This window comes from Paenibacillus amylolyticus (assembly GCF_050990605.1).
Classification (GTDB): Bacteria; Bacillota; Bacilli; order Paenibacillales; family Paenibacillaceae; genus Paenibacillus; species Paenibacillus amylolyticus_H.
In genome coordinates, this window is the sequence record NZ_CP158832.1 from 6,365,346 (window position 1) to 6,390,616 (window position 25,271).

The 25,271-nt window shown below is 50.2% G+C and carries 18 protein-coding genes; 3 read left to right on the plus strand and 15 right to left on the minus strand.

From position 1 onward, the window contains the following. Nucleotides 1-99: 99 nt before the first annotated feature. From ABTV53_RS28060 to ABTV53_RS28115, 12 genes are all read right to left on the minus strand, one after another. Nucleotides 100-1,581 (minus strand): MDR family MFS transporter, encoded by a 1,482-nt coding sequence (locus tag ABTV53_RS28060; RefSeq protein ID WP_433748874.1) that lies wholly within the window; start codon nucleotides 1,579-1,581, stop codon nucleotides 100-102. Further along, on the minus strand, nucleotides 1,578-1,814 hold the full coding sequence (locus ABTV53_RS28065; protein ID WP_433748877.1) for an MbtH family protein: 237 nt from the start codon (nucleotides 1,812-1,814) through the stop codon (nucleotides 1,578-1,580). The genes ABTV53_RS28060 and ABTV53_RS28065 overlap by 4 nt, the downstream gene beginning before the upstream one ends. Nucleotides 1,815-1,826: 12 nt before the next feature. Further along, nucleotides 1,827-9,053, minus strand: a complete 7,227-nt coding sequence (locus tag ABTV53_RS28070) for an amino acid adenylation domain-containing protein (RefSeq protein WP_433754360.1) — start codon at nucleotides 9,051-9,053, stop codon at nucleotides 1,827-1,829. 14 nt (nucleotides 9,054-9,067) lie between these two features. Then, nucleotides 9,068-10,066, minus strand: coding sequence for an isochorismatase family protein (locus ABTV53_RS28075; protein WP_433748880.1), 999 nt, complete (start codon nucleotides 10,064-10,066; stop codon nucleotides 9,068-9,070). A gap of 213 nt (nucleotides 10,067-10,279) precedes the next feature. Further along, the gene (locus ABTV53_RS28080; protein WP_433748883.1) at nucleotides 10,280-11,896 is read right to left on the minus strand and encodes a (2,3-dihydroxybenzoyl)adenylate synthase; all 1,617 of its coding nucleotides are present in this window, start codon (nucleotides 11,894-11,896) and stop codon (nucleotides 10,280-10,282) included. A 3-nt stretch (nucleotides 11,897-11,899) separates the two neighbouring features. Continuing rightward, the gene (dhbC, locus tag ABTV53_RS28085) at nucleotides 11,900-13,243 is read right to left on the minus strand and encodes an isochorismate synthase DhbC (protein ID WP_433748886.1); all 1,344 of its coding nucleotides are present in this window, start codon (nucleotides 13,241-13,243) and stop codon (nucleotides 11,900-11,902) included. Nucleotides 13,244-13,269: 26 nt separating this feature from the next. Beyond that, the gene (locus ABTV53_RS28090) at nucleotides 13,270-14,055 is read right to left on the minus strand and encodes a 2,3-dihydro-2,3-dihydroxybenzoate dehydrogenase (RefSeq protein ID WP_433748888.1); all 786 of its coding nucleotides are present in this window, start codon (nucleotides 14,053-14,055) and stop codon (nucleotides 13,270-13,272) included. Nucleotides 14,056-14,069: 14 nt separating this feature from the next. Next, a complete protein-coding gene (locus ABTV53_RS28095) occupies nucleotides 14,070-14,930 on the minus strand; it encodes an alpha/beta hydrolase (RefSeq protein WP_433748891.1) in 861 nt (286 codons plus the stop codon). 272 nt (nucleotides 14,931-15,202) lie between these two features. Continuing rightward, nucleotides 15,203-16,252, minus strand: a complete 1,050-nt coding sequence (locus ABTV53_RS28100; RefSeq protein WP_433748894.1) for an ABC transporter substrate-binding protein — start codon at nucleotides 16,250-16,252, stop codon at nucleotides 15,203-15,205. 51 nt (nucleotides 16,253-16,303) lie between these two features. Continuing rightward, nucleotides 16,304-17,518, minus strand: a complete 1,215-nt coding sequence (locus ABTV53_RS28105; protein WP_433748897.1) for an AraC family transcriptional regulator — start codon at nucleotides 17,516-17,518, stop codon at nucleotides 16,304-16,306. A gap of 297 nt (nucleotides 17,519-17,815) precedes the next feature. Further along, complete coding sequence (locus ABTV53_RS28110) at nucleotides 17,816-18,562, minus strand: Bax inhibitor-1/YccA family protein (protein ID WP_433754361.1); 747 nt, start codon at nucleotides 18,560-18,562, stop codon at nucleotides 17,816-17,818. 208 nt (nucleotides 18,563-18,770) lie between these two features. Next, on the minus strand, nucleotides 18,771-19,127 hold the full coding sequence (locus ABTV53_RS28115; RefSeq protein WP_433748900.1) for a nucleotide excision repair endonuclease: 357 nt from the start codon (nucleotides 19,125-19,127) through the stop codon (nucleotides 18,771-18,773). 672 nt (nucleotides 19,128-19,799) lie between these two features. Here ABTV53_RS28115 and ABTV53_RS28120 point away from each other — a divergent pair. The 3 genes from ABTV53_RS28120 to ABTV53_RS28130 are packed head-to-tail and all read left to right on the plus strand — an operon-like array spanning nucleotide 19,800 to nucleotide 22,639. Then, nucleotides 19,800-21,251, plus strand: a complete 1,452-nt coding sequence (locus ABTV53_RS28120; protein ID WP_433748903.1) for a PLP-dependent aminotransferase family protein — start codon at nucleotides 19,800-19,802, stop codon at nucleotides 21,249-21,251. A 12-nt stretch (nucleotides 21,252-21,263) separates the two neighbouring features. Then, nucleotides 21,264-22,184 carry a D-alanine--D-alanine ligase gene (locus tag ABTV53_RS28125; protein ID WP_433748906.1) on the plus strand — a complete coding sequence of 307 codons (921 nt, stop codon included), beginning with the start codon at nucleotides 21,264-21,266 and terminating at the stop codon, nucleotides 22,182-22,184. Beyond that, nucleotides 22,181-22,639, plus strand: a complete 459-nt coding sequence (locus ABTV53_RS28130) for an N-acetyltransferase family protein (RefSeq protein ID WP_433748908.1) — start codon at nucleotides 22,181-22,183, stop codon at nucleotides 22,637-22,639. Before ABTV53_RS28125 ends, ABTV53_RS28130 begins: the two co-directional genes overlap by 4 nt. Before the next feature lie 123 nt (nucleotides 22,640-22,762). On the opposite strand, the gene ABTV53_RS28135 is transcribed toward ABTV53_RS28130, so the two are convergent. The 3 genes from ABTV53_RS28135 to ABTV53_RS28145 all read right to left on the minus strand — a co-directional run bounded on the left by ABTV53_RS28135 (nucleotide 22,763) and on the right by ABTV53_RS28145 (nucleotide 25,210). After that, a complete protein-coding gene (locus tag ABTV53_RS28135; RefSeq protein WP_433748911.1) occupies nucleotides 22,763-24,220 on the minus strand; it encodes a copper amine oxidase N-terminal domain-containing protein in 1,458 nt (485 codons plus the stop codon). A gap of 258 nt (nucleotides 24,221-24,478) precedes the next feature. Continuing rightward, nucleotides 24,479-24,607, minus strand: a complete 129-nt coding sequence (locus ABTV53_RS28140) for a hypothetical protein (RefSeq protein WP_433748914.1) — start codon at nucleotides 24,605-24,607, stop codon at nucleotides 24,479-24,481. Between the two features lie 135 nt (nucleotides 24,608-24,742). After that, the gene (locus ABTV53_RS28145; protein WP_433748916.1) at nucleotides 24,743-25,210 is read right to left on the minus strand and encodes a YfbM family protein; all 468 of its coding nucleotides are present in this window, start codon (nucleotides 25,208-25,210) and stop codon (nucleotides 24,743-24,745) included. Nucleotides 25,211-25,271 lie beyond the last annotated feature (61 nt).

Here is a 25,271-nt window from a genome sequence, read left to right on the forward strand (position 1 = left end):
TTTATTGTAGATATACCAACTAGCAATCACATTTAAATAAATACCAAAAATCCCTGGCGAATCTGTCAGGGATTTTTGGTATCTATTAAGATAATAAGGTTATCCTTTCGATTGCACAGACGATTTTTGGACCAATGATGGAGACTTTTTGGGTCTTCGAAAGAGACCCTGACTGCTAGATTTCCGTATCGTGGCTGCCGCGTCAGCGTCGCGGATTTTCAGAGCAAACCACAGCCCGATGAGCAGAAATGCTGCTGCCCCCAACAAAGCCAAACGGTAAGCCAGCATATTCGGCTCCATCGTGCCTGTCGCAGTCACCGTTGTTGTACCTACACCTGCCAGAACAGCAGAGAGCAAAGCCATGCCGATGGCTGACCCCAGACGGTTTTGCACCGTGAACCAGGTGGAAGCTCGTCCCATGGATGCAGGAGGAATCTGGGCAAATGCAGCGATCTGTACTGCCCCTACCGTCTGTCCCAGGAAAATTCCCACACCGAACAATAATGAACGGATGAACCATGGGTTCGTATCCACTGTAATCTGACTAAGTGTAATGAAGATAACAGCTGTACAGATCAAGCCCATCGAGATGAGCTTCCGCGGACCCAGCCGCGGATAAGTCCACGGGACAAGCTGAGAAGCAATCATCAATCCCAGCGCTTCCGGGAATGTAGTTAACCCGGTTTCCAAAGCAGAGGCCTGTAGTACATTTTGGTACATTAACGGAAACACATACAACATACCCAACAGCCCGGCTGCCCCACATACGGATACTAAGCCTGTATAGCGAAACAGTCGGTGCTTCAGCAAACGCAGATCAAGCAACGGCTGCTTGGCGCGCAGCTCCACCACGACGAGTAACGTCAGAAGCAGAATGCCTGCAAAGCCCGCTCCCATAATAAGCGGTGACGTCCAGCCCCGCAGTGGTCCCTGACTGAGCGCATACATCGTCAGTGCGAGTCCCGGCGCAGATAATAACCAACCCGGCAGATCCAGTCGACCAGCTCCCTGTTCTCTGTGCTCCTTCAGATACAGCATGCCAAAGATCACCGCTGGAATACCGACGGGCAGATTCACATAGAAAATCCAGCGCCATGACAGCTGATCCACAATCAATCCGCTCACAATCGGCCCGAGAGCTGGAGCAAGGGCGATGGGCAGTACCAACATGCGAGATACCTTCGCCCGTTCCTGCGGAGGAAAGGTCCGAAACAGCATCGCCATCCCTACAGGTGTAAGCAGACCACCCCCTGCTCCCTGCAAAATGCGGAAAAATGTCAATGTGCCTAGATGATCAGCCGTTGCACAAAGCGCAGAGGATACTGTGAACAGTGTCAGTGCAGACAGGAAAACCCTTTTCGTGCCCCATCGATCACCAAGCCATCCGGCGACAGGCAGAAATACCGCCAAACTCACCAAATACCCCACATTCAAGGTTCCCGCAGCAGCCGGGGGAACCCCCAGTTCTTCACTAATGGTTCGTAGAGCTACGTTTAATACTGTTGCATCCATGGCAACCATAAACATCGCCAAAACATACACAATGCTCACAATTGCCTTTGGATTCAGACGAAACCTCATCTACCAACCTCATGAATCATGCCCGGCATCCCCGTTTCATCACAGAGACTCAGCGGTTTCAGGTCAGTCCACTGCTCCGCAATGTAATCCAGACATACACGTCGTTTGGCCTTCCCCAGCATCAGGGTCCAACCTGTCGGTACCGGAATGGATGCAGGCCACAGCGAATACTGTCCTTCATCATTCATTAACACCAAATAACTGCTGTCTTCATATTCAAAAGGGTTGCTCATCAGCTTATCCTCCTATTTGTGTTGAATGTTACGCTTCTTGTTCAGCATCTCAAGCCGGACGGACAGAGTACCGCAGATTTCCTCCAATGGACCCGGCTGACAAAGGTCTTTGTGACGACAGGCAATATCATGACGTTCCAATTTTCCTCCGATGTATGCATTCCACATCTCCGGTTCGATCGGATCAAACCAGTCGGGAATAATGGTGGACCGGAAGAAGATCAGGTCACCTTCGAATCGGGATGGCGTGTACGCCCCCAAGATCCGGACGGAATTTTCATAGGTTTTCCGCAGCTTCATGATCGTTTCTTCATCCAAACTTGCCAACGCACTGCCTTCACTCCGAAGGATACGCATCGCTGTTGCCATATCCAGCGGCCCATCCCCAATACTGTCCGGATCATATCCACCGAGTGCAAGTAATGCCGTCAACGCTTCTTCCTCATCCGGTTCGCCGCGAATAGGCAGATAATGACTCGGATAAGCATCCAGCATAGCGAGAAACTCCACTTCTTCTCCTTCGGACTGAAGCTGCACGGCCATAGCCTGAGCGACATTGCCACCCAGTGACCAGCCGAGCAAACGATACGGACCTTCGGGCTGCACAGACCGGATGTGACGGATGTAATCGGCCGTCATATCCTCCAGTGTCGACGGAAGCACCTCGTACTCGGCAATCCCCCTTGCCTGCAATCCATACAGCGGATACTCCATACCCAGGTGTTTCATCAAACCGGCATAACACCAACTGAGCCCTCCGGCCGGATGCACACAGAATACGGGCAAATGCTGACCATGCGTCCGGAGGGGTAACAACACTTGCAGTGAGCTTTTCCCGGAATCTGCACCCATCTCCAATCGCTCAGCCAGTCCAGCCACTGTGGCCGTTTCGAACAAAATACCGATGCCCGGCTCCTCACCCATCGCTTCACGAATTCGACTCATCAGGCGGACCGCAAGCAACGAATGACCTCCCAGTTCGAAGAAGCTGTCATCGATGCTCACACTTCGCAATCCCAATACTTCTGCAAACAGATCACAGAGAATCTGTTCTTGCGGATTGCGTGGTGCTCGGCCATTAGCCGAACCTTGCAGCTCTGGTGCAGGCAATGCCTTGCGATCCAGCTTGCCATTTGGCGTAAGTGGCAGGATCTCCATCACAACAACCGCAGATGGAACCATATAATCCGGAAGGCTCGCTCCCGCATGTCGGCGTAACGCAGCCGTTTCCAGTTCTGCTTCACTATCCGGTGCAGGAACAACGTATGCCACAAGACGCTTATCCCCTGGCTGATCTTCACGAACGATAACAGCCGCCTGAGCCACGCCCGGATGTTTGGCCAGTACAGCCTCAATCTCGCCAAGTTCAATGCGGAACCCGCGGATTTTCACCTGTTGGTCAGCTCGTCCAAGATAATCGAGTGAACCATCGTGCAGGCGCTTTGCCAAGTCTCCCGTACGGTACATTCGTGTACCCGGTGCACCATATGGATCGGCGACGAATCGCTCTGCCGTGAGATCCGGCCTTCCCCAATAGCCACGAGCCAGACCCGCTCCCGCCACATACATCTCTCCAGTTACACCTGTTGGCACAGGCTTCAGATGATCATCCAGCACATAGACGCGCAAATCTGGAATAGCGCATCCAATCCAGCTGCTTGCGCCCTCCGCAGCGCTACCTGCGTGAAGTTCTTTGTAGCTGACATGGACTGTTGTTTCCGTAATACCATACATGTTGATGAGCCTTGGAGCGTCATCCGCATGGCGTTCATACCAATCGTCCAACCGTCCCAGCTCCAGTGCCTCGCCTCCAAAGATCACATAGCGAAGCGTAAGCTGCTGTCCCCAGACCGGATTTTCCCTGTCGGCCTGCATCAGTTGGTAGAACGCAGATGGCGTCTGGTTCAGTACGGTTACATTTTGCTCGGCAAGCAGTTGCAGGAACGCTCCAGGTGATCGGCTAATCTCATGGGGAACAACAACCAAGCTGCCTCCATACAGCAGAGGGCCCCAGATTTCCCACACGGAGAAGTCAAATGCATAGGAATGGAACAACGTCCACACATCGCTCTCGTCAAAATGGAACCAGTGCTGCGTTGCATTCAATAACCGGATGACATTCGCATGTGGAATCACGACACCTTTGGGTTTCCCTGTTGAACCCGAGGTATAGATCATATAAGCCGGACTCAGCGGAGTTACCCGTCCGTTCCGTTCATGGTCTGCCGGGTTTCGCTCATCCATCGATTCCAATTGCTGCAAGGTATGCAGATCGTCCATGTTAATACATTCAATGTTCGCAATCTGCGGCAGCAGGGCGTATACCTCTGTACTTGTAATAATCACTTTCGGCGCTGCGTCCGTTAGCATATGCGTTAAACGATCTGCCGGATAGTTGGGGTCCAGTGGCAGATAGGCAGCGCCCGTTTTGAGTACAGCAAGAATGGCTACGACCATCTCTACCGAACGAGGTAAGGCTAATGCCACCATCTGTTCCGGCCTAATGCCTTCTGCGATCAACAATCTCGCCAGTCGATTAGTCCGTGCATTCAGCTCCCTGTAAGTCATACGGATATCCTCACAATGGAGGGCTACCGAATCTGCGTAAGCGGCTGCCTGCACTTCAAAACGCTCGGCTATAGTCAGTTGTGGCCCTTCATCCGGTGTAGATGTCCACTCCTTTTCAAGCCGGGCATGCTCTGACGGTGTAACCAGGTCAAATCTGCTAATGCGTTCATCCATCTGTTGTACAGCATCCTCAAGCACCTGCATCAACCGAACGACCAGTTCTGCGGCAGTCGATTCACGGTAGAGGTCTGCACTATACTCCAGTACACCTTCAATTCCGGCCGGAATTCCGTTCTGCTCCCGTTTCTCCGTCAGTTCAAGCGTAAGATCGAATTTGGATGAACCCACCCCGTGGATGCAAGTCTCTGCTTCAACCCCTGGCAGGTGAAGACGCACATCTGGCGTATTTTGCAGCACCAGCATCACCTGAAAGAGCGGATGTTTGGAACGGGATCGGGGCGGATTCAGCACTTCGACCAGCCGTTCAAACGGTAACTCCTGATGTTCATAAGCAGCAAGATCTGCTTCCCGCACGCGGGCCAACAGCTCTCGGAAGGTCGGATCGCCCGAAGTGTCTGTACGCAGGACAAGCGTATTGATGAACATCCCCACGACATCATCCAGCGCATCGTCACTCCGTCCGGCAATCGGTGTGCCTATCGCAATGTCTGTCCCTGCACCCATTCGGGTAAGCAGCACAGATAACGCTGAATGCAGAAGCATAAACAGACTGACTTTATGTTCTCTGGCAACTGTCGCAAGTTGCTCATGCAGACGTTGGCTGATCGTAAATGGCACCGTCCCGCCTCGGTAACTGGACACCACTGGACGGGCATAATCTGCCGGGAACGTGACTTGTTCTGGCAAGCCTGCGAGCCGGTCAGTCCAGAACGCTAACTGCCTCGCGATCAGACTGTCCTGCCGCTTCTCATCCCCAAGCAGGCTCTCCTGCCACACCGCATAATCTGCATACTGAATGCGTAGCGACTCCCAAGCCGGAGCAGACCCACGCAGACGAGCAGTATAAGCCTCCGACAAGTCCCGGATAAGCCGTGATAAGGACCAACCATCCCCTGCAATATGGTGAATCAGCACCAGCAATGTATGTTCGTCCGCATCCGTATGGAACAATTCCGCACGTATGCCCGGCTCGGTACTAAGCTCGAAGCTGTAACGCGATGCTTCTGCCAGCAGCTCGGGCAGCTTCTCAGCCGAAGCCCGGGTAAGTTTCATATTCACTGTTACATCTGCTGCACGGAGAATATGTTGGCTCGCCGAACCCAGATCTGGGGGATACAATGTGCGAAGCGTCTCGTGACGGGCAACAATATCTTGCAGAGCGTTTCGGAGAGCGTCCACATCCAGCTTCCCGGTCAACCGGGCAACTAACGGAATATTGTAGGTTGGATTAGCCCCCTCCAGGCAATAGAGGAACCATAACCGTCGCTGGGCAAAGGAAAGCGGAATCTCACCCGCACGCGGAACAGGCTGAATAACGGGTCTGACGGACTTCGCCTGATCCAGCTTTCTGGCAAGCCCTGCTACTGTCGGAGATTCAAATACACTTCCGATATTCAGTTCTGCACCGAATACATCACGCACTCTGGCTGTAATTCGCCCGGCCAGCAGGGAATGTCCACCCAGTTCGAAGAAATCATCATCAATGCCTACCCGAGCTACACCCAAAATCTCGGCAAACAGGCTGCAAAGGATCTCCTCCTGCGGTGTACGTGCCTCCCTCCCGTTTGTATCAGATGCCAAAGAAGGCACAGGAAGCTGTTTGCGGTCGATTTTTTTGTTCGGTGTCAGCGGCATCTCGGGAAGCAGCATAAAGGCAGAGGGCACCATATAATCCGGTAACGTATCAGCTACATGTGCTCTTATATCAGCCAGATCGATGTCAACTTGACATTCTTCAGCATCCGCCACAATATATGCCACTAAACGCTGATTCCCAGGTTGGTCTTCACGTGCCATGACCGTAACCTGTGTTACATCCGGATATCTGGAGATTACCGACTCAATCTCTCCCAGTTCAATGCGGAAGCCCCTGATTTTGATCTGATGATCTGCCCGGCCCAAATAATCGATGGAACCATCTGGCAACCATTTGGCCAAGTCCCCTGTCCGATACATTCGACTGCCCGGTTGTCCGAAGGGACTCGCGACAAAACGTTCTGCGGTCAGATCAGGTCTGCCCAAATATCCCCGTGCAAGTCCCTCTCCTGCGATATACAATTCCCCTGCTACGCCCGGAGGTACAGGCTGCATGCTCTGATCCAGCACATAGAGCTGTGTGTTACGAACCGGACCACCAATGGATGGTTTGCCTGTATGTTCATTCCCCAGCGATGCAGCTGTAGAATAGATGGTTGTCTCCGTTGGCCCGTACTGATTATTGACCTGACAACCCAACGCCTCCAGCGAAAGCTTCAGTTCCTCAGATAAGGCCTCTCCTCCCGTAATCACCGTTAGCCCGTCGAACCTTCCCGGGCGGCTGGTCACCAGAGACTGCCATAACGTTGGTGTAGCCTGCATGATCGTCGTCTCTTGTTCTCTCATCTTCCCGGCCAGTGCTGCCGGATCAAGAATCGTTTCCTTTTTCGCGATATCAAGTCTTGCTCCAGTCGTCAGTGGCAGGAAGATTTCCAGCACGGAGATGTCAAAAGCAATCGTGGTCACCGACAGCCAGCGATCCTGCGGACCCACCTGTAGTCTCGTCTTCATATCTTCAAGCAAACTGGCTAATCCCAGATGAGTTACAGCTACACCCTTGGGCTTACCGGTAGAACCGGAGGTATAGATCAGATACGCAGGGTTGAGCAGAGAAGCTATGCCTGCCAGATCATCACCTTCGGGATTACTTCCCATCTGGCAGCTCACTGCCTGTATCATATCCGATTCATCCAAGACCAGAATCGGTACACTGGACGTCTGCGGAATGTGAGAGAAGTCGTTCATAACTGTCACCACACAAGCAGGCTTGGCATCCTCCAGCATGTAGATCAAGCGCTCCTTGGGATAATCAGGGTCAAGCGGCAGATAGGCTGCTCCTGTTTTGTGAGCAGCTACAATCGCAATGACCACTTCCAGTGAACGAGACATCGCAATGCCAACCACCTGCTCCGGTCCTGCTCCGTAAGTCTGTATCAGTTCATGTGCCAGTTGATTCGCACGTTCGTTCAGCTCTGCGTAGGTCAGCGATGTCCCTTCGAATGTCACTGCGGTTGCAAGAGGTGTACGCCGAACCTGCTGTTCAAATAGCGCTGCTGAATTCCACTCAGCGATGGCATGATGCGTCTGATTCCATCCTTCCAGCACTTGTTCCCGTTCGGCAGGAAGCAGGATGTCCATCTGTCCAACCGATATGTCTTGTGTCCCTTCTGACATCATGGATTGCAGGATTTGCACATAGCGAAGCTGATGATTACGCAGTTCCGAGTCCATATAGATCGAAGGGTTCGCATCAAAAGCAATACTCAGTCCATGACCATGTCCCTGGTCTACAATATGAATCGACAGATCATCAACTGGACCCGTGGACAGATTATGAATCATGCCGCGTGCACCTGCAAAATTCAACTCATGATGGAAGGGCATTACATTGATCATCGGTCCAAACAGACGCCGATTCTCTCCCAGAAGCTTGAGGTCCCGCCGCAGGTCCTGATGGCGATATCGCTGGTGTTTGCGTACGGTCCGAATCTCTTTCACAATCTGTCCCATCAATTCAGACAAGTTCATCTGCGAATCCAGGTACAGGCGGAGCGGAAGCACATTCATGACCATGCCTGGAACACGCAGCGATGCTGAACCCAATCTACACATCACGGGCAGGGCCAGAGCAACATCGGCTGCCCCTGTCATCCGGTGCATATAGATCGCTGTTGCCGCTACACAAAGATCCGGCCAAGTCGCACCGAATCTACCCGCTGCTGTTTGCATTTGCTCTCGCTGTGACGGTGTGAGCACTATAATCTGCCGCAGGAACTCGGTTGATGTACGCGGAGCACGTTCACCCAAACTGACCACATCCGGTGCGTCCGCGAATCGGTCGATCCAGAACTGTTGATCCTGCTTTCGGTTGGTGGAGGCTGAATAGGCTTCATCTTCTTCGAGAACGGAAGTCAGTGATCCAAACGCCGCCGTACCCTGCACCTGTTCCATACCCTCTCCCCGAATGCTTGCAGAGTACAGGCTGGCAACCCTGCGTGTGATCAGGGATACGCCGTACCCATCAATCGCAATATGGTGAATGCGTTGGTACCAGTAATATCGATCCTCACTCACCCGGAACAGAGCTTCTGTGAAGAGTGGTCCAATCGCCAGATCAACAGGCCGCGCCAGATCCTGCTTCATCCATTCGAGCGCAGTCGTATGAGGATCAGCCTGATCACGCACATCCATGACATGAAATGTCCAATCATTCATATTGGTGCGCAGTGATTGCCACGGGCCTTGCTCATTTTCGCCATACACCATATTGAGCGATTCGGCCTCCATTACCGTACGGCGTACACTTTCTTCAAATCGTCCCGTATGGATCTGACCTTCAATAACCACATACTCGGCCGTGTTGTACATCGGGTTGTCCGGATTCAACTGTTGGGCATACCAGATGCCAGACTGTGCAGAAGATAAAGGCCAAGCTGTGTTCCGACTATGCGACATCTGCACCACCCCGCTCAAAAGTAGTCTCCGTTCGGCAGTACTTTCGGTTGGGCATTATCGAGGAGTCCTGCCCAAGCTGCCAATGTAGGCTGCTCCGCCAGATCAACAAAGGTAACCTCTGCGCCTTCCGCGCGAAAACGTTCAGCCAGACTCATCATGCGAATGGAATCCATTCCCCAGTTCTGAATCAGATCATCATGCTCCCCAATGGAATCGGGCTGCTCTTGTAACAGATCGGCAATCTGAGTCCTTAATGCTGCCAGTCTTGCCTGATCAACGCCTTCTCGTCCTTCCACGACATGCCCAGTCTCCGCGGTGGATGCCGATTGTAGCTGCACCTCGGATGTAGCTGTACCTCCAGTTCTGGTTGCGGCTGACGCACTCAGCAACGCAATCGAACGTTCAGTCGTTAGTGTTACCGCACACCGTTCTGCTGCGTACGTCAGCGCCATCCGATGTTTTTCCTCCGAAAAATCAGCAACCGCATCGGCAACCAGAAACGCCTGAATGTCTCTCATAAATGCCTCACTTGATGTCATCAGACATCCGATATGCGCATATATGCCGCAGACGATCAATTGATCCCGGCCCTGCCGTTCCATCAACTCAAGCAGTTCCGTCTTCTGGAAGGCACTGTAGCGCCATTTGGTCATGAAGGTGTCCTGTGGAGCGGGTGCGAGCGATTCTACAATTTCTTTTTGCACAGGCCCGCCATCGATTCCCGCACCCCAGAAATCCAGCTGTAACCCACGCTGCTCCGGTGTCTGTCCACCCGGTTGTGCCGAGTAGACTACGGGAATTTCTAGCTCATGACACGTTGAACGAAGTTGTGCAATATGATCAATCAGTTCCACCACCGGGGATGCTCCCGCCGTAAATGCATTCATGAAATAGTTCTGCATATCGTGGATCAAAAGTACTGCACGCTTCGCATCCGGTGTCCAGGCTACCTTGTTGACCGGAAGCTCCGACGCTACAGGCATTGCATATGGTTGAATCACTGGAAGTGCCATGAATATCCCTCTTTTCAGCTATATTTATCAGATCATGTTCAGCCATATCAGTTGAACTAAAGAATGTTTACACTTGCCACTCCGATGACAGAATAACCTTCCGATCGCTGATAAAGGCGAACACTTCGCTTCTTCAGGTTATTTCTGCCCTCTACGTTCTCGTGTAAATGATTAGTTCAATTGATAAAATTTAACGTTATCTGTTAGTAATTCTTAGTTAGATACAGGTTGCTTGGTAATCAACATTTCCCGTAGTGCTTTTTTGCTGACCTTGCCCACTTGTGTCTTCGGAAAAGCATCCACCAACTCAATCCGGTCCGGAATTTTATAACTGGCCAGGCCCCGATTGCGTAGAAAAGATTTGATCTCGCCCACTGCCAGAGCTTCACCGCTTGGCACGATAAAGGCGCAAGAGCGCTCGCCCAGATACTCATCGGGCATGGAGACCAAAGCTGCATCATGCACACCGGGATGGGCCAGTAGATGATTTTCCACTTCCTCGGCAGCCACCTTATCCCCGCCACGGTTAATCTGATCCTTCGCCCGCCCCTCGACAACTAGATATCCGTCAGCCGTCAGACTTGCAATATCGCCTGTGCGATAGAAACCGTCGGTAGTAAACGATCTGGCGTTATGCTCCTCCGCTTTGTAATAACCACGAATGGTATAGGGCCCGCGTGTCAGCAGGTGTCCGGCTTGTCCCTGCTCCACCTCAACATCTTCGTCATCCACAATCCGCACCTCGTCATAGGGAGACATTGGTTTCCCTTGTGTATGGGTAATGACATGCTCCGAATCATCCAGACGGGTGTAGTTCACCAGCCCTTCCGCCATGCCAAACACCTGCTGTAATGTACAGCCAAGGACGGGTTTGACACGTGCCGCCACCTCTGCACTGAATTTGGCTCCTCCCACTTGAAGCACCTGGAGCGACGGAAGCTTGGTTCCTCGGGCAGCCGCTGCATTGAGCCAGACGAGAGCCAGCGGCGGCACCAGAGCCGTAATCGTTACCTGATGGCGCATAATCAGCGGAAAGGCTTCATCCGGGCTTGATCCACGTGACAGCACAATCGTGCCACCTGCGTACAACGTGCCCAGAATGCCTGGTGAGCTCATTGGATAGTTATGTGCTACAGGCAGTGCAGCCAGATAGACGCTTTCGGGACTGAGACCACACACCTCAACGCTTCTTCGCAAGCTGTAAATGTAGTCATCATGAGTACGTGGGATCATCTTGGATAACCCGGTGCTTCCGCCCGACAACTGTAGAAAAGCAACATCTGAAGACGTCGGTTCATCAGGTAGCGTGACAGGTTCTACATAGACATCTTCTAACGCTGTAAAGGGCCCGGCCTCTCCCACCACAAAAATATGCCGAAGGCCCGGCACCTCTGCCTGTACCTCCTCTGCCAACGTGCGGTAGTCAAATCCCCCATCCTGATCCGGAATCAGGTATGCTACGGCCTCGGAGAAACGAGCGAAATATGTGATTTCGCTCTTTCGATGCAAAGGAAGAGCAAATACAGGCAACGCACCAATGCGAAATAAAGCAAAACACGCTTCAACAAACGCCGTCATATTGGGCAGCTGAATAATAACCCGGTCATGCTGTCGTATGCCTGTAGCATATAAACCGGAAGCCAATCGATCTACCCGGTCATCCAGTTCTGCATAAGTGAATTGATCTTCACCACTAATAACGGCTACCCGATTGCCATATAGATCAGCACGCTGGCGAAGCATTTCTCCAAACGTACCCCCTTCCCAGCAACCCTCTTGCCGATAACGCTCTGCAAATTCCTCAGGCCAAGCCTGATATCCTGACAACATTGCTCATTCCTCCTTCCGACTGGACACGGTTGAATCCAAACCCATTGCGAGCAGCATCGTTCTGAACTTGGCAGCAGTCTCCGCCAGCTCTGCTTCTGCTGTAGAACCTGCTACAATGCCCGCCCCCGCGAACAATTTCACAGCTGTGCCTTCCACTTCAGCACATCGGATCGTAACGGCCCACTCGCCGTCGCCCTCACTGTCGCACCAGCCCACCATTCCCGTAAATAATCCCCGGTCGAACGGTTCCTGTTGCTTAATCGCCGCCCGCGCAGCCTGTACAGGTGTTCCACAGATGGCGGGTGTGGGATGAAGAGCCAAAGCCAGCTCCAGCGACGTTGTGGCCGCGTCCGCCAGCTCTCCGTGGATTTCGGTAGATAAATGCCACATTGTGCCCGTCTGAATCAGCGAAGGTTCTGCTGGAACGGATAGTTGTCGGCATAATGGACGCAGCGCCTCCACAACTGCCTCAATAACTACGGCATGTTCATGCCGGTCCTTGGCTGAAGCCAGCAGAGCCTCTGCGCGGCGGCGATCTTCCGCTGGATCTTCACTCCGGGCAGCAGAGCCTGCCAGTGGATTGGCGCGTACGTTTAACCCTTTCCGGGTAACTAACAGTTCCGGGCTTGCCCCGATGAAGGTGCGAATCGTTTTATTTTCAAATTGTTCATCTATTTTCATTTGTTGATTATTCGTTGTTAGAGTACTTTTGGACTGGGTTACGCCCCTCATTGGTACAGCAAATGTATATCCATGCGTGTTATCCCTGAACAGATTACGCAGCAATTGATGCGTATCTACGATGGTCTGTGAAGTCACCTCAAGCGTACGGGATAACACGACTTTGTGGAGATCACCCTGATTCAGGTCAACCAATACATTGTCTACACTTTGCTCATATACTGTCCCCTCAGGTGCCTCGACGATTTCACAACCTACGGCTGCTGGCAGCTTCTGAATTGATGCTCGTGATTCCGAGGGTAGCGGTTCAGCCCACTGCACCGTCTCTGGCACATATAGCTCAGCAGCAGCGTCCAGCGGATCAAACGGAAGGGCGCCAACCACCAGCGGATTCGATTGACCAGCTCGTTTGGCCTTGTCCATAAGCTGTTGAATATAGTCTATGAAAAAATCTATCCCTTCCTTATGTTTATATTCAATAACATCAGCAGAATCGCTGGAATCTGATTGAATTGCGTGCTCCTCATGTAGCGGAGACCAACGAATCCGTTCTCCTTGCGCGAGCAAGGTATGTTGCGGTGAAGACCAGAAAAAAGACGTCCCCTCCCGATATTGCTTCAGGAGTTGTATGGCGGAAGTTGCAGTAACCGTACCCGCTTTTGACATGATTCATCATCTCCATATCTCTTGATTCAGGCACCAAGCGTGGCGCCCCCATCCACACACAGATCATGCATTGTTATATGTCTGGCTTGATCCGATACCAGGTAGACCACCGCGTCCGCGATATCCTCTGGCAATGCCATCCTGTTCAGCGGAATGCCCAGGCGGAAGGTTTGCTGTGAGCCTGCAATGACTGCCTCTGCGCCCTGCTCATCCTGCCACATGGCACGCTGCATTGGCGTATCCGTTGAGCCTGGAGAGACAATGTTGCAACGAATATGCCGATCCGCGTATTCCAGAGCTAGACATTTGGTGAAGATGGTCGAAGCGGCTTTGGAGGCAGCATAGGCAGACAAATGCATTCGCGGAACACCCGCAGCATTCGAACCAACAAAAACCACCGCACCTGTATGGCGTTCAGCCATATTTCTCACTACCGCACGCGACATGTAAAATACACCATGTGTATTCACGTCAAACGTCCTCGTCCATTCTTCATCTGTCAGCTCACTAACTGCCCCTGTGTGCAGTACACCCGCGGCATTCACCAGAATGCCAACGGGACCCACGGTCTCTTCGATCCGTTGAACGGTATCCTCAACGACTTGACGATCCGATATATCAGCAACGTGTGCTGTTGCCTGATGGCCCTGACTGCGCAGATCGGTGACCAGTTGATTCAACGCATCTTCCTGTCGATCTACCAGAGCAACGATAGCGCCTTGTTGGGCAAGCAATCTCGCCACCGCTTCACCGATCCCTTGCGCAGCACCGGTGACCACGGCCACTTTTCCATCAATTCCTGTGTAGCTCACCTCGTGTACCTCCCTTATGACTCCGGACTACAGGCAAAACGCATCGTACGACTAATCAAAAATGGCAATACCGAGACATGATTCTCTTCTTCGAACTCGGTGTATGCGATATCCAGCCCCGGCTGCTTCAATGCGGATAAGCGTTCCGTAAGACTGGATGCCTTATCATTGTTACGAGCCGGGTGGGTCTTCTCCTGTTCTCCCATACCAATCCACACCTTGACGTTCACTGGATGCTGTTCCAGTCTTGCGACGAATTCCTGTTCCTCAGCCTGTAGGACCTTCTGATTCCAGTGCAGCGAGGGACTTCCCGCGATGTAATATTGAAAGGCTTCTGGCTTCGTGAACAACGCATGGATCACGAACAACCCGCCAAGCGAATGACCGAATATAGCCTGTCTGTCCTGGTCAATCCGATATTGCTGCTCGATATCCGGCTTCAGTTCTTCTTCAAGAAACCGCAAGAATTCATCGGCACCTCCTTGTTCCGGAAGAGATGTACCATCGGATTTTTGGGTATATTCCGTTGTGGCCTTTGGAGTAAAGTCATAATATCGATGAGGGGAAAAGGGGCCCGTGATCGGGTACCCAATGCCTACGACAATCGCTGGGACTGCTCCTGTCTTCTCGGGTCTGCGTCCCTGCACACGAACTGCTTCCACCATCGTGCCAAATACGGAATTGGCATCCAGCAGGTAGATTACCGGGTAACCGGACTGAGGCGGAGGTTCGGCAGGCTTGAATACCATGATCTGATAGGCGTGATGGCCTGAACGTGATTTCATGGTCCATTGTTCGGCATGCGGGATTTGAACGGTACTGCGTGCGATATGCTCAAGGTTGCCAGGAGTGGTTGGGTTGGGCTGAAACGTCATTACGGATGGGTCCTCCTCGTGTTCTGCTTATATAAGATAAATACTGAACTACACTTTATATATGAGATTGATTCTCATTACCAATTATAAAAGAGTCGATCCGGCTGTCCCATGGACGATATCCAGAAATCATTTTGATTATCTCCATATTTCCATATTTATGTCATATAATGTTCACGTTTCTATCGTAAAAAAAGCTCCCTCACGGTGTGCTGGAAACGTTGGATTAACATCCGGTTCCCGGCACTCCAAAGGGAGCTGCACTATTCCAATTATTGTGTTAATGCTTTGAGCGTATCATCAATGACATGACCGTATGCGATCAGTCCACCACCCAGCCACGGAGCTGGCTCTACAGCGTACACATGCCCTGCTTTCACCGCAGGCATACTGTTCCATACGTTGGTTGCCGTCATTTCCTTCATGCTGCCTGGGCCCTGTTCCACGGTGAATATAAAGTCGGCATCAATCTCGGGTAATACCTCTGTAGATACAATGGCGCTGTTTTCCGACTCGACCAATTTAGGCTTACCTAGTCCCAGTTGTTCATATACGACGTAACCGCTGAAGTAGTTACCACCCATCATACTAATGCCACGTGGGGCAAAACGAATAATGGCTGCTTTTTTGCCTTCGGCTACTTTCGCCAGATCCGCTTTGGCTGACTCAACCTTGGCATGGTAGGTTTCAATGGCTTTTTCGGCTTCAGCCGTTTTGCCCAGCAAATCGCCAATGATCTGCAAGGACTTCTCTACATCACCCGAAGCGTTCGTAAATACGTAGGTCGGTGCGATCTTGGAATAACTCTCGTATACCCCATTCTCGGCATATTGGGCCGTATGCAAAATAATAAAATCAGGATTATACGACATCAACGCTTCCGGCGAAGGCAAACCACTGGAGAAATCAAGTGTAGGCACATCGCTGAGTTGCTCCTGGAGATAGACATGTCCTTTTGTCCCGCTTGCCCATTGGGCTACCGGCTTAACACCAAGGGTTAGCAGGGAGTCTTCCAGATATGGTGCAAACACGCGCTCTGTCTTGGCTGGAATAATTACATCATGTCCCAAGTCATCTTTTACGGTGCGTTCACCCGGCGTTTCTTCCGTTTGCTCTTCCTGCACAGCCGTCTCGGTTGAAGACGGGGTTGAAGTCTCCGTTGCGGGTTGCTCCTCCTGGGCCGCTCCTGTATTCTCGGATGCTGCACCACAGGCAGACAACAGCCCTGTAATTAACATCAGCAGGATCAGGGCTAAGAACCGTGCACTGCGGAATTTGCTACCAACGGAACGTTGTCCGATGTTTTTGATATAGTAAAACATGTGTGAGATCCCCCTTGATAAAAATTCTCATTTAGATACAAGGATTATATGTCACCTCGCCCGGGAATCACCATGGACGTTATCCAGATAAATGTTTGGACAATATCCCGTGAAGATCAGTAGCGCTTCATCCAGCATACGCATCACGCCTACAGCCGAATAATCCAACCAAGGGTCGCCTGTAATCAGATGGACCTGGTACTGACGAATGGCCTTGAGCTGACGCCATGTAACCGAATGCTGCAAGCTTAGCCAATACGCCCTTGAAGCCGCCTCGGGACACACCATTACGAGAATGCGATCAGGGTTCATTGCAGCGAGCTGCTCTAGCGTTAACGGATTATTTGCACTAAGATCAGAGAATGTGTCCAGTTGCAGCGCTCCATATAGCACTTCTTCAATACCCGGATTGCTATAAAGGTAGAGATTCTGCCCGTAGATCCGCACAACGATCACTTTCTCCCGGCCCACTTCCCGCTGTACCGATTCCCGTGCCTTCTCTGCTCGCTGGTTATACATGTGTATCCATTGCTCCGCCTGTTCCTCCCGCTCCAGGAATGATCCAATCATGCGTAGCTGTGTTCGCCAATCCGAATGATGTTTGGGGACAAAACAACAAGGTGCAATCTCGGCCAATTGGGCCTGATCCTGTTCACTAATCTGATCTGTACCTACGATGGCATCAGGACGAATATGGACCAGCCTTTCCACATTGGCCTCAAACCGCCAGCTCGTGTACGGGTCCGTCAATTTCAGATGGGACTGAATCTCTGTACGATGTGCATTATAATAATACGCGGTCCATTTGGGATCGATGGGTGCAGCCACAGGGATGACATTGAGTGCCAGAAGTTGTCCAATCACACTGGAGGAGCAGGTGGCTATCCGTTTCCTGGCGTTTTTAGCATAATCCGAAGGAGATACGCCGACTTCCTTTTTAAATTTACGACTAAAATAGTACTCATCACTATATCCCACCCTCAGAGCAATATCGCGAAGTTTGTATCTGGATTCCTTCAGGTATCGCTTGGCGCGATTAATGCGCAAATCAGTAAGATACTCCATTGCACTCTGTCCGTACGTTTTCTTGAACAGATCCACAAAATATTTTGGACTGATCCCGGCCTCCGAGGCAAGATCTGCAATCGATAGAGGCTGGTCGTAATGTTTGTCCATGTATGTTTTAACGTTGGCAAGATCCGTCTTGGGACTGCGGCCGGAAACCGGCAGGTGCGCAGCAATCTGCGAATCATTTTCCAGTAACATGAGGCCACTCCTTTCGATCTGCTTGATATGTAGCTAAAGGTAGAGAGAACTGTCCGGCAACTTGTGCAATATTTAAACGAAAATGATAATCATTATCAATAAAATACCATAACCATTTCCAGACCGTCAATTCAAATATGGTAAAATGTACACACCTCAAGCCTCGCTATTCCCTCTACTACTGTTCACAAAGTTGCTTATAAACTACCTCCATATATACCAAAAAAGCCAACGACGTGAGTATCACGCGTTAGCTTTAATGAAGTTCATACTCTTGTTATGACGGTATAAGCAGGACTAGTCCCGGCTCCGCAATTTGCCAAGCAGACGGATAATTTCAATGTATAACCATACCAGCGTCACCATCAATCCAAATGCACCGTACCACTCCATGTACTTGGGCGCACCACGTTCAGCACCACCCTCGATGAAGTCGAAATCAAGGACCAGATTGAGGGCAGCCACAATGACGATAACGACCGAAATACCGATGCCAATCAAGCTGTTATCATGCAGATAAGGAATCGAAACTCCGAAGAAACTAAGTACAAAGCTCAGCAGATACATAATCATGATACCGCCAGTTGCAGCCACGACCCCAAGCTTGAAGTTCTCCGTAGCTTTAATCAATCTGGTTTTGTATGCCATCAGCAGGGCAATGAATACAGCCATGGTCAGCAGCGCAGCCTGCAAGGTAATTCCGTTATACAGTGACTCATAGGTTGCTGAGAGTGCACCCAGGAATAAGCCTTCTGCCACGGCATAGACGGGTACCAGATACGGTGCCGCTACGGGTTTGAACGAAATCACAAGTGCCAGAATGAAACCGACGATCAATCCGCCATAAGCCAGCGGCATCACTTGTTGTCCGTTAAAGAACATCATCCAGGTTGCAAACGCACTGCCCAACAGAATAACCAGCGTAATAAACGCTTTATTCACCGTGCCGTTGATCGTCATGTAATTCTGATACCGATCTTCTCCATATCCTCTGTTTTCAAACGTGCTGTCTTTAAGTGTAGGGTTACCGCTACGACCGATCAACACAATCACCTCTTCATATGTATTTGGTATATCTGTGATACTAAGTTTGGGTGTACTACGTTTCAAAATCTACAAGCTACTCCCTCGAAAAGATCGGGATGGCACCAGAAGGAATCGGATGCAATCCTTCGATTACATCCGTACCCACTGGCGCGACACTTAGGACATATGTCCCAGATATTGCATGTTCATGTGCTTTTTAAACGTCTTATTTGTACAAGACTTTATCTACATTGTATTTCGCACGCATCGTGTTGATGATATAGGTCTCGTAAATTTCACGATCTACCGGATCTTCAACCAGGCATACTTCGATCTTTGTTACTTCCTCGCGGTGATTCTTCATTGGTGATACTGTGTCTTCAAAATGCTTTTTGATACGTGGTCTTAATTTACGTGCTTTCCCGACAAATAACAACTCTCCAGCGGCATTGTAAAACATGAAAATCCCGCCCAGTTCCCGGGTAATCAGGTGAAAATCAGTAAATCCATAAATGTGGCTAAGCTGTGGATCAGCCTGCTTCGTGATGGTTACATCCGGTGTGGGCACCGTAATTTTAATCAATAGGCTCACTTCCTCATTATCTATAGGTTTAGATCTTATCACATATTATAAAGGGACACCATTTCATTCTATAAGAAGTACAATTCACGCAATTTTCGCTATTACGACAAATATTTCAAAAAAAAGGTTAACTTCCCTGATTCAAAGTGGTACTATAGGGGTATGAGGAAGAAATTGGGCACTGAGACATACGTCTTTATATCTACCTTCGTCTATTGTACCCTATGATTGAAACTCTTTTTCATGCTGAATTCTGTTACGTGATCACGACAAGAGTACAGTTAGCAAGAACCTTAGCTTATAGATTGTGGATTCATCATCTAATCGACCCTTGCAGCAAGCAAACCTAGAAAGACCCAGATTCATGATTCACTGTAGATTTTAAGTATCACCTAGAAAGCCTGCAATTATAGTCGTACTGAAGTTAATAGACACACGTAGAAGGTCAGATAGCTATCGATCCTAGAGAGACTAGTCATGCAATGCAACTGTAGAGTTATAGCAGCAGTACTATAGAAGATGGATCAAGTTTCACCCCCAGGCCCCGGCATAATGCCAGGGCTTTTTTGCGTTTGCGCGAACGACCAACCACACTCGCAGGGAAACAGAGGTATCGTGGTTCTTTCTGCGGGGTTTATAATATGGCAAGATACCAGTAGAGGGAGTGATGGGATGTATTCCGATCTGCAATTGACGGAGGACCGCCCTGTATATATACAAGTCAAAGATTATATGAAGCGATTGATGCTCAAAGGCGGCCTGCAAGCCAAACAAAAGCTGCCCTCGACCCGTGAACTCAGTACACTCATGAAGGTTAGTCGCAGCACGGTCCTGCTCGCTTATGCCGAGCTTGAAGATGAAGGTCTGATCTATGCCGTCAAAGGCAAAGGCAATTACGTCAGTGCTTCCATTGAAACACCTGAGGCAACAGCGAGCTGGCAATTGGACTGGACGACCGAGATGAGCGAGTATGCCATTCAGGCAGAGCAGTACGATCTGATGAAGCATGGCTCCGGAGCAGAGCGCGGCGAGATATCGTTTACCAGCATAGCTCCGGATGAGAAGCTGTTCGATCTGCACAATGTGAAGCGAGCTTTTCTGGATCGCATGTCACTTGAAGGCGAAGTACTGCTGAATTACGGATATGCGCAAGGATACAGACCGCTGATGAACTATTTATTACGTTATATGGAGAACAAAGGTGTCGACCTCCGTGGCAAGGACATTCTGATCACGAACGGATTCACAGAGGGATTCGATCTGGTGCTTGGAGCGTTACGCAAAAAAAGCGGAAAAGCGCTCTGCGAGAATCCAACGCACCACACGGCAATCAAAAACCTGAAGCTGCACCAGTTCCACCTAACTGGTGTGAATATGGAGCCGGATGGCTTGGACTTGAAGCAGCTGGAACATGAACTTGAGGCAAGTCCATATGATCTGGCATATCTCGTGCCCTCCTATCACAATCCAACCGGGATTGTGACGTCCCCTGCGAAACGGGTAGAGATCATCCGGTTGATGAACAAGTATCAGGTTCCAATTATTGAGGACGGATTCAACGAAGAATTACGCTATTCCGGTTCCCACGTATCTCCCCTGATCGCCAGCATGGGCAAAGGCAATGGACTGGTGTATCTGGGCAGCTTCTCCAAAGTTCTGTTCCCTGGTCTGCGGGTAGGTTGGATTATTGCGGATGCGGCGCTGATTGATTATCTGGAGAGTATGAAACGGGCACGCAGCATCCATACCTCCACGCTGGATCAATCGTTATTGTATCAATATCTGAGCAACGGTAATTTCGAGAAATATTTGAAGCGAGCTCGCGCGGAGTATAAGCGAAAATATGAATTGGTTGTGCGTTGCCTGAAGCAGCATCTGCCAATGTGCCGGATTTCCGGTGCGGGTGGTCTGCATCTGTTCGTGCAGTTCCCGTCCCAATACAGAACCCGTGATCTGCTGGCGGCCTGTAAAGTAAAAGGTGTGACGTTCACACCAGGGGATACTTTTTATCTGGAACCCGGTCAGGGTGTAAACACGATGCGTCTGGGTTTCTCCAGAGTCAGCGATGAGCATATACGTAAAGGCATTCGCATCATTGGCGAGACAGCAGCTCAAATGAGATAAGGAGGATTTCACATGAAAGTTGGCGTGATTATGGGCGGTACATCTTCAGAGCGGGATATTTCCCTGCTCACCGGACAGGAGATGATGGCAAACCTGAATAGAGACAAATACGAGGTTGTGCCCATTGAGCTGAATACCAAGCGCGATCTGATCGACAAGTCAGCGGGGATTGATGTGGCACTGCTTGCCCTGCATGGCAAATACGGCGAAGACGGTACTGTCCAAGGCACATTGGAATCCCTGGGTATTCCCTACACAGGCTGTGGTGTGCTAGCAAGCAGTGTATGCATGGATAAAGACATGTCCAAACAACTCATGCAGCATGCAGGTGTACTTACCGGAGAATGGCTGCGGGTGAGCCATATGGAGGAATTGTCCTCTACTGCTGTTCAACAATTAATGTACCCCGTGGTGGTCAAACCCAATTCAGGCGGTTCCAGCATTGGTACCCAAGTGGTGCAGGAAGCTTCCGCCCTGCCCGCTGCTGTAGAGGTTGCCCTCGCCTGGGATGATACGGTCATGATTGAACAGTATATCGAAGGTGAAGAGATTACCTGTGCCATTCTGGATGGTAAAATGCTGCCGGTGATCTCCATTCGTTCAAACGCAGAGTTTTTCGATTATTCTTCCAAATACGATGACCACGGAGCCGATGAGCAGGTTGTGCAATTGCCTGTGGACCTCCATCATCGCGTTGAAGCTGCGGCATTGGCTTGCTATCAGGTGCTGAAATGCAGCGTCTACGCTCGCGTGGATATGATGATTCGGGAAGGCATGCCTTATGTGCTTGAAGTGAACACGCTGCCGGGACTTACCCGTAACAGTCTGCTGCCCAAAAGTGCAGCTGCTGCAGGCATTTCTTTTGCAGAGCTACTGGATACCATTATTGATCTTTCATTGAAAGAGAGACCCAGGGAGGCGACACCACAATGAGCTTGGATGTAACCATTAGACACAGCTCCCCTACTGATCTGCAAGATATGGTCATTCTGATGGACCAACTCGGTTATCCCACCACTTACGCCGAGATGGAAGAGCGTTATACCCATATCTCTGCGGACGCGAACTTTACCACACTGGTTGCTGAAGCACGTGGACGTGTCGTTGGACTGATCGGATTGCAGACGTCTTATCTCTATGAAAAGAACGGAAGACACTGCCGCATCATGGCATTGGTTGTACACGATCAGTTCAGGGGCTCAGGCATCGGCCGTCAGCTCATTCTTGAAGCTGAGCAATGGGCAGCCACGCATAACGTGGACTCCCTGTCTCTAAATAGTGGCAATCGCCCGGAGCGGGAAGATGCGCATGAATTCTATCGCCAGATGGGCTTCACAGCCGGAAGTACCGGGTTTAGCAAAAAGCTTCAGACCTTACAGCACACTTAACCTGCGGGATACGTTATCCCAAACATCATACCAAAAAGAACGCCCCACTCAGCACATTGGCCAGTTAAGGGCGTTCTTCAGTATAGCTATGTCGGGTCTTTCTTTACTAATTATTTCAAGAACTTAAGGACGGTCAATGTAGATCCAACCTGTTTCTTGTTCCTTATCTACAGTAGCTCCAAGAGATTCAGCCACAAAGCGCAGCGGCACATACGTCTTGCCGTCCTTGCCAACATAGGCGGATTCCACCATGGTTACTTCTTTACCAGCAACAGTTGCCTTCTTGGAACCTACAGTCAGAACAATCTCATCACCAGTGATGTCGTCAATGACAACGATTTGGTTCGAGCCTTTGGTCCATTTCACTTCAGCATCCAATTCTTCAGACACGTAGCGAAGCGGAACAAATGTTGTGTTCTTAACAGTGATCGCCCCAGCGTATTCATCATCCGGGAAGAGCACTACACTTTTACTCGTGATTCCAGCTTCATCTTTCAGCAATTGATATGCCAGTGAATTGGAATCAAAATTACGCAGCATCTGACCAGGCGTAATATCATCCTTCATCAGATCCATAACGCCGCCCGATACATCCACTTCATCCACTGCAACCGTTCCACCGATATTCCACTGTTCACTGTCTCCACTTACGGTTACAGAGTTCACTGGCAGATCTTCGGAAGCCGGCAGCGCTACCTTCAGTTCAAAGTTTTGCTTGCGTATATCCAGCTTGCTGTCGAGATAGAAATCCAATTTCAGTGTGGTACCTGTGCCAAATACCGTTTTGAATTCAGGTGTCTCATTCAACAGGTTGTTCAGCTCCTGATCATAATTGACCAGCATACTGTCCAGTCCCACTTTGATGATGGCATATAGTGACGCAACGGCTTCATCCTTCGATTCAGGTACGATCGAATTCAGCGTTTCATCTCCCCCGCCTTCAACCTCATTCACAGCTTCCAGTACAGGGTAGAACACATCATACAGATCTCCGATCAGTTCTTTCAGTCCCTGCTCATCTTTCGAAATACTCGTCAGGAATGGTTTAACCATGGCAAGCATCTCTTCACCACTAATCTCCAGATGCAGCTTGGAGAGGCTAAGTGCTTCGCCATTCACGGATTCCTGTACCGGTGTTACGGAGATGTTCTTCGGATTGGACAGATGCTTCAGGACAAAAGAGAACAGTTTCGGGGAAAGTTCCTCGAGTTGTTTCTCCAGAGCCTTCGTATCCACCATTGGAAGAGCCTGTGCATTCTGGAACGTATCCAGAGACATGTACAGAGGTTTCTGGGCTCCGTCCAGATCAATGACCAATTGGGACTCATTCATGGACAGGTGGAAAGGTAACTTCGTTCCCTCCATGCTCAGTGTACCTTTGATCGATGCTGTCTTCGCATCTTTCATTTTGGCTTGATCAATATCCAGGGATATGGAATTAATGAGTTCAATCATTTCAAGGTCTTTATCTGTGGCAAATTCCGTAGCCGGTTCTATGTTTATATTCATGGATTGTTTGGATTCACCGGACTTGATACTCGCGCCGTTGGCCATTGCTTTGCCAACGTCTACTCCACCCACAGCCTGACATCCTGTAAGAACAACCATTAATAATACTAGTGGCACTGCCATCCATTGGATTAACTTTCGATTCGTAATATGATCTCCTCCTTAGAAAAATATGGTTCATTCCCATTATGAAGGTATAGGTAATTCTTGTAAATGGATACGCAAAAAATAAACCAAAAGGCTGGAACATGTCCGACCTCTGGTCTATCTATATTTCATCATATCGTATGTTTCGATAAAACATCCTGCTCCATTATGCAATGCTGGGAGTTAGTCTTGCTCCTGATCTTCTGCGAGTTTCTCATCCGTTTCTTCATCTTCCGCAGTTGCGGGAGTCTCGAATTGATCCGGCTCGTCCTCTTGAATCGCTTTGTTCTCTTCGTTCTGATCCTGTGTCATATCGCATTCCCTCTCTTCTACCGGATTGTGATGTTATCAGGCCTGGGCCTTGTGTCTATCAATAACCCGAATAGGCTTAGTTCAAACCTGCCTCAGTGTGGGCCATAGAATCCCCATCATAATTTTAGTGCTCATTTAGAAAACATAAAAGATGATGCCGTTCCCACTTGCAGCCGTGGCCTGAAACAAGGCTTGGATATCATCCACGGTCTGAACGATTTCCTGAAATGTCTCTTCAGAATCCCAATCTTCCATAACAGGGTAGACACCTTCTGCGATCATCTGGTCCAGACTATACCGCTGCTTTAATTCTTCCTGTGTGAGCTGCTCCAACGCCATGTAGGCTTCCAGCACCTGCTCGTTACTAAGCAAAAACAGATCCATGTCCGAATAGTTTCCCACGTATTGCTCACCTGCGAGAGGCACCACATATCCCAGGGGAGGCTCCCCTTCTAACAAGTTACCGTTCAGCGTGAACTGCAGCATCTGCCATGTCTTATCGATATCCAGATCTACTGCACAATCATGCACACTGATTTCACCTGACTTAATGGATTCAACTAGCTCCTTCGTTACCACAAGATATCTGCCGGACATTCCCATACCGTTATCCCTCCTGTGTAATTGGTTCTGTTGTTCCCCATTAACCTTGCATGTTGGATCA

Excerpts from the sequence above, each read along its gene's own strand:
- ABTV53_RS28060 (WP_433748874.1), bottom strand. The coding sequence starts at position 1,581 with ATGAGGTTTCGTCTGAATCCAAAGGCAATTGTGAGCATTGTGTATGTT.
- ABTV53_RS28065 (WP_433748877.1), bottom strand. The coding sequence starts at position 1,814 with ATGAGCAACCCTTTTGAATATGAAGACAGCAGTTATTTGGTGTTAATG.
- ABTV53_RS28070 (WP_433754360.1), bottom strand. The coding sequence starts at position 9,053 with ATGTCGCATAGTCGGAACACAGCTTGGCCTTTATCTTCTGCACAGTCT.
- ABTV53_RS28075 (WP_433748880.1), bottom strand. The coding sequence starts at position 10,066 with ATGGCACTTCCAGTGATTCAACCATATGCAATGCCTGTAGCGTCGGAG.
- ABTV53_RS28080 (WP_433748883.1), bottom strand. The coding sequence starts at position 11,896 with ATGTTGTCAGGATATCAGGCTTGGCCTGAGGAATTTGCAGAGCGTTAT.
- dhbC (WP_433748886.1), bottom strand. The coding sequence starts at position 13,243 with ATGTCAAAAGCGGGTACGGTTACTGCAACTTCCGCCATACAACTCCTG.
- ABTV53_RS28095 (WP_433748891.1), bottom strand. The coding sequence starts at position 14,930 with ATGACGTTTCAGCCCAACCCAACCACTCCTGGCAACCTTGAGCATATC.
- ABTV53_RS28100 (WP_433748894.1), bottom strand. The coding sequence starts at position 16,252 with ATGTTTTACTATATCAAAAACATCGGACAACGTTCCGTTGGTAGCAAA.
- ABTV53_RS28105 (WP_433748897.1), bottom strand. The coding sequence starts at position 17,518 with ATGTTACTGGAAAATGATTCGCAGATTGCTGCGCACCTGCCGGTTTCC.
- ABTV53_RS28120 (WP_433748903.1), top strand. The coding sequence starts at position 19,800 with ATGTATTCCGATCTGCAATTGACGGAGGACCGCCCTGTATATATACAA.
- ABTV53_RS28125 (WP_433748906.1), top strand. The coding sequence starts at position 21,264 with ATGAAAGTTGGCGTGATTATGGGCGGTACATCTTCAGAGCGGGATATT.
- ABTV53_RS28130 (WP_433748908.1), top strand. The coding sequence starts at position 22,181 with ATGAGCTTGGATGTAACCATTAGACACAGCTCCCCTACTGATCTGCAA.
- ABTV53_RS28140 (WP_433748914.1), bottom strand. The coding sequence starts at position 24,607 with ATGACACAGGATCAGAACGAAGAGAACAAAGCGATTCAAGAGGACGAG.
- ABTV53_RS28145 (WP_433748916.1), bottom strand. The coding sequence starts at position 25,210 with ATGGGAATGTCCGGCAGATATCTTGTGGTAACGAAGGAGCTAGTTGAA.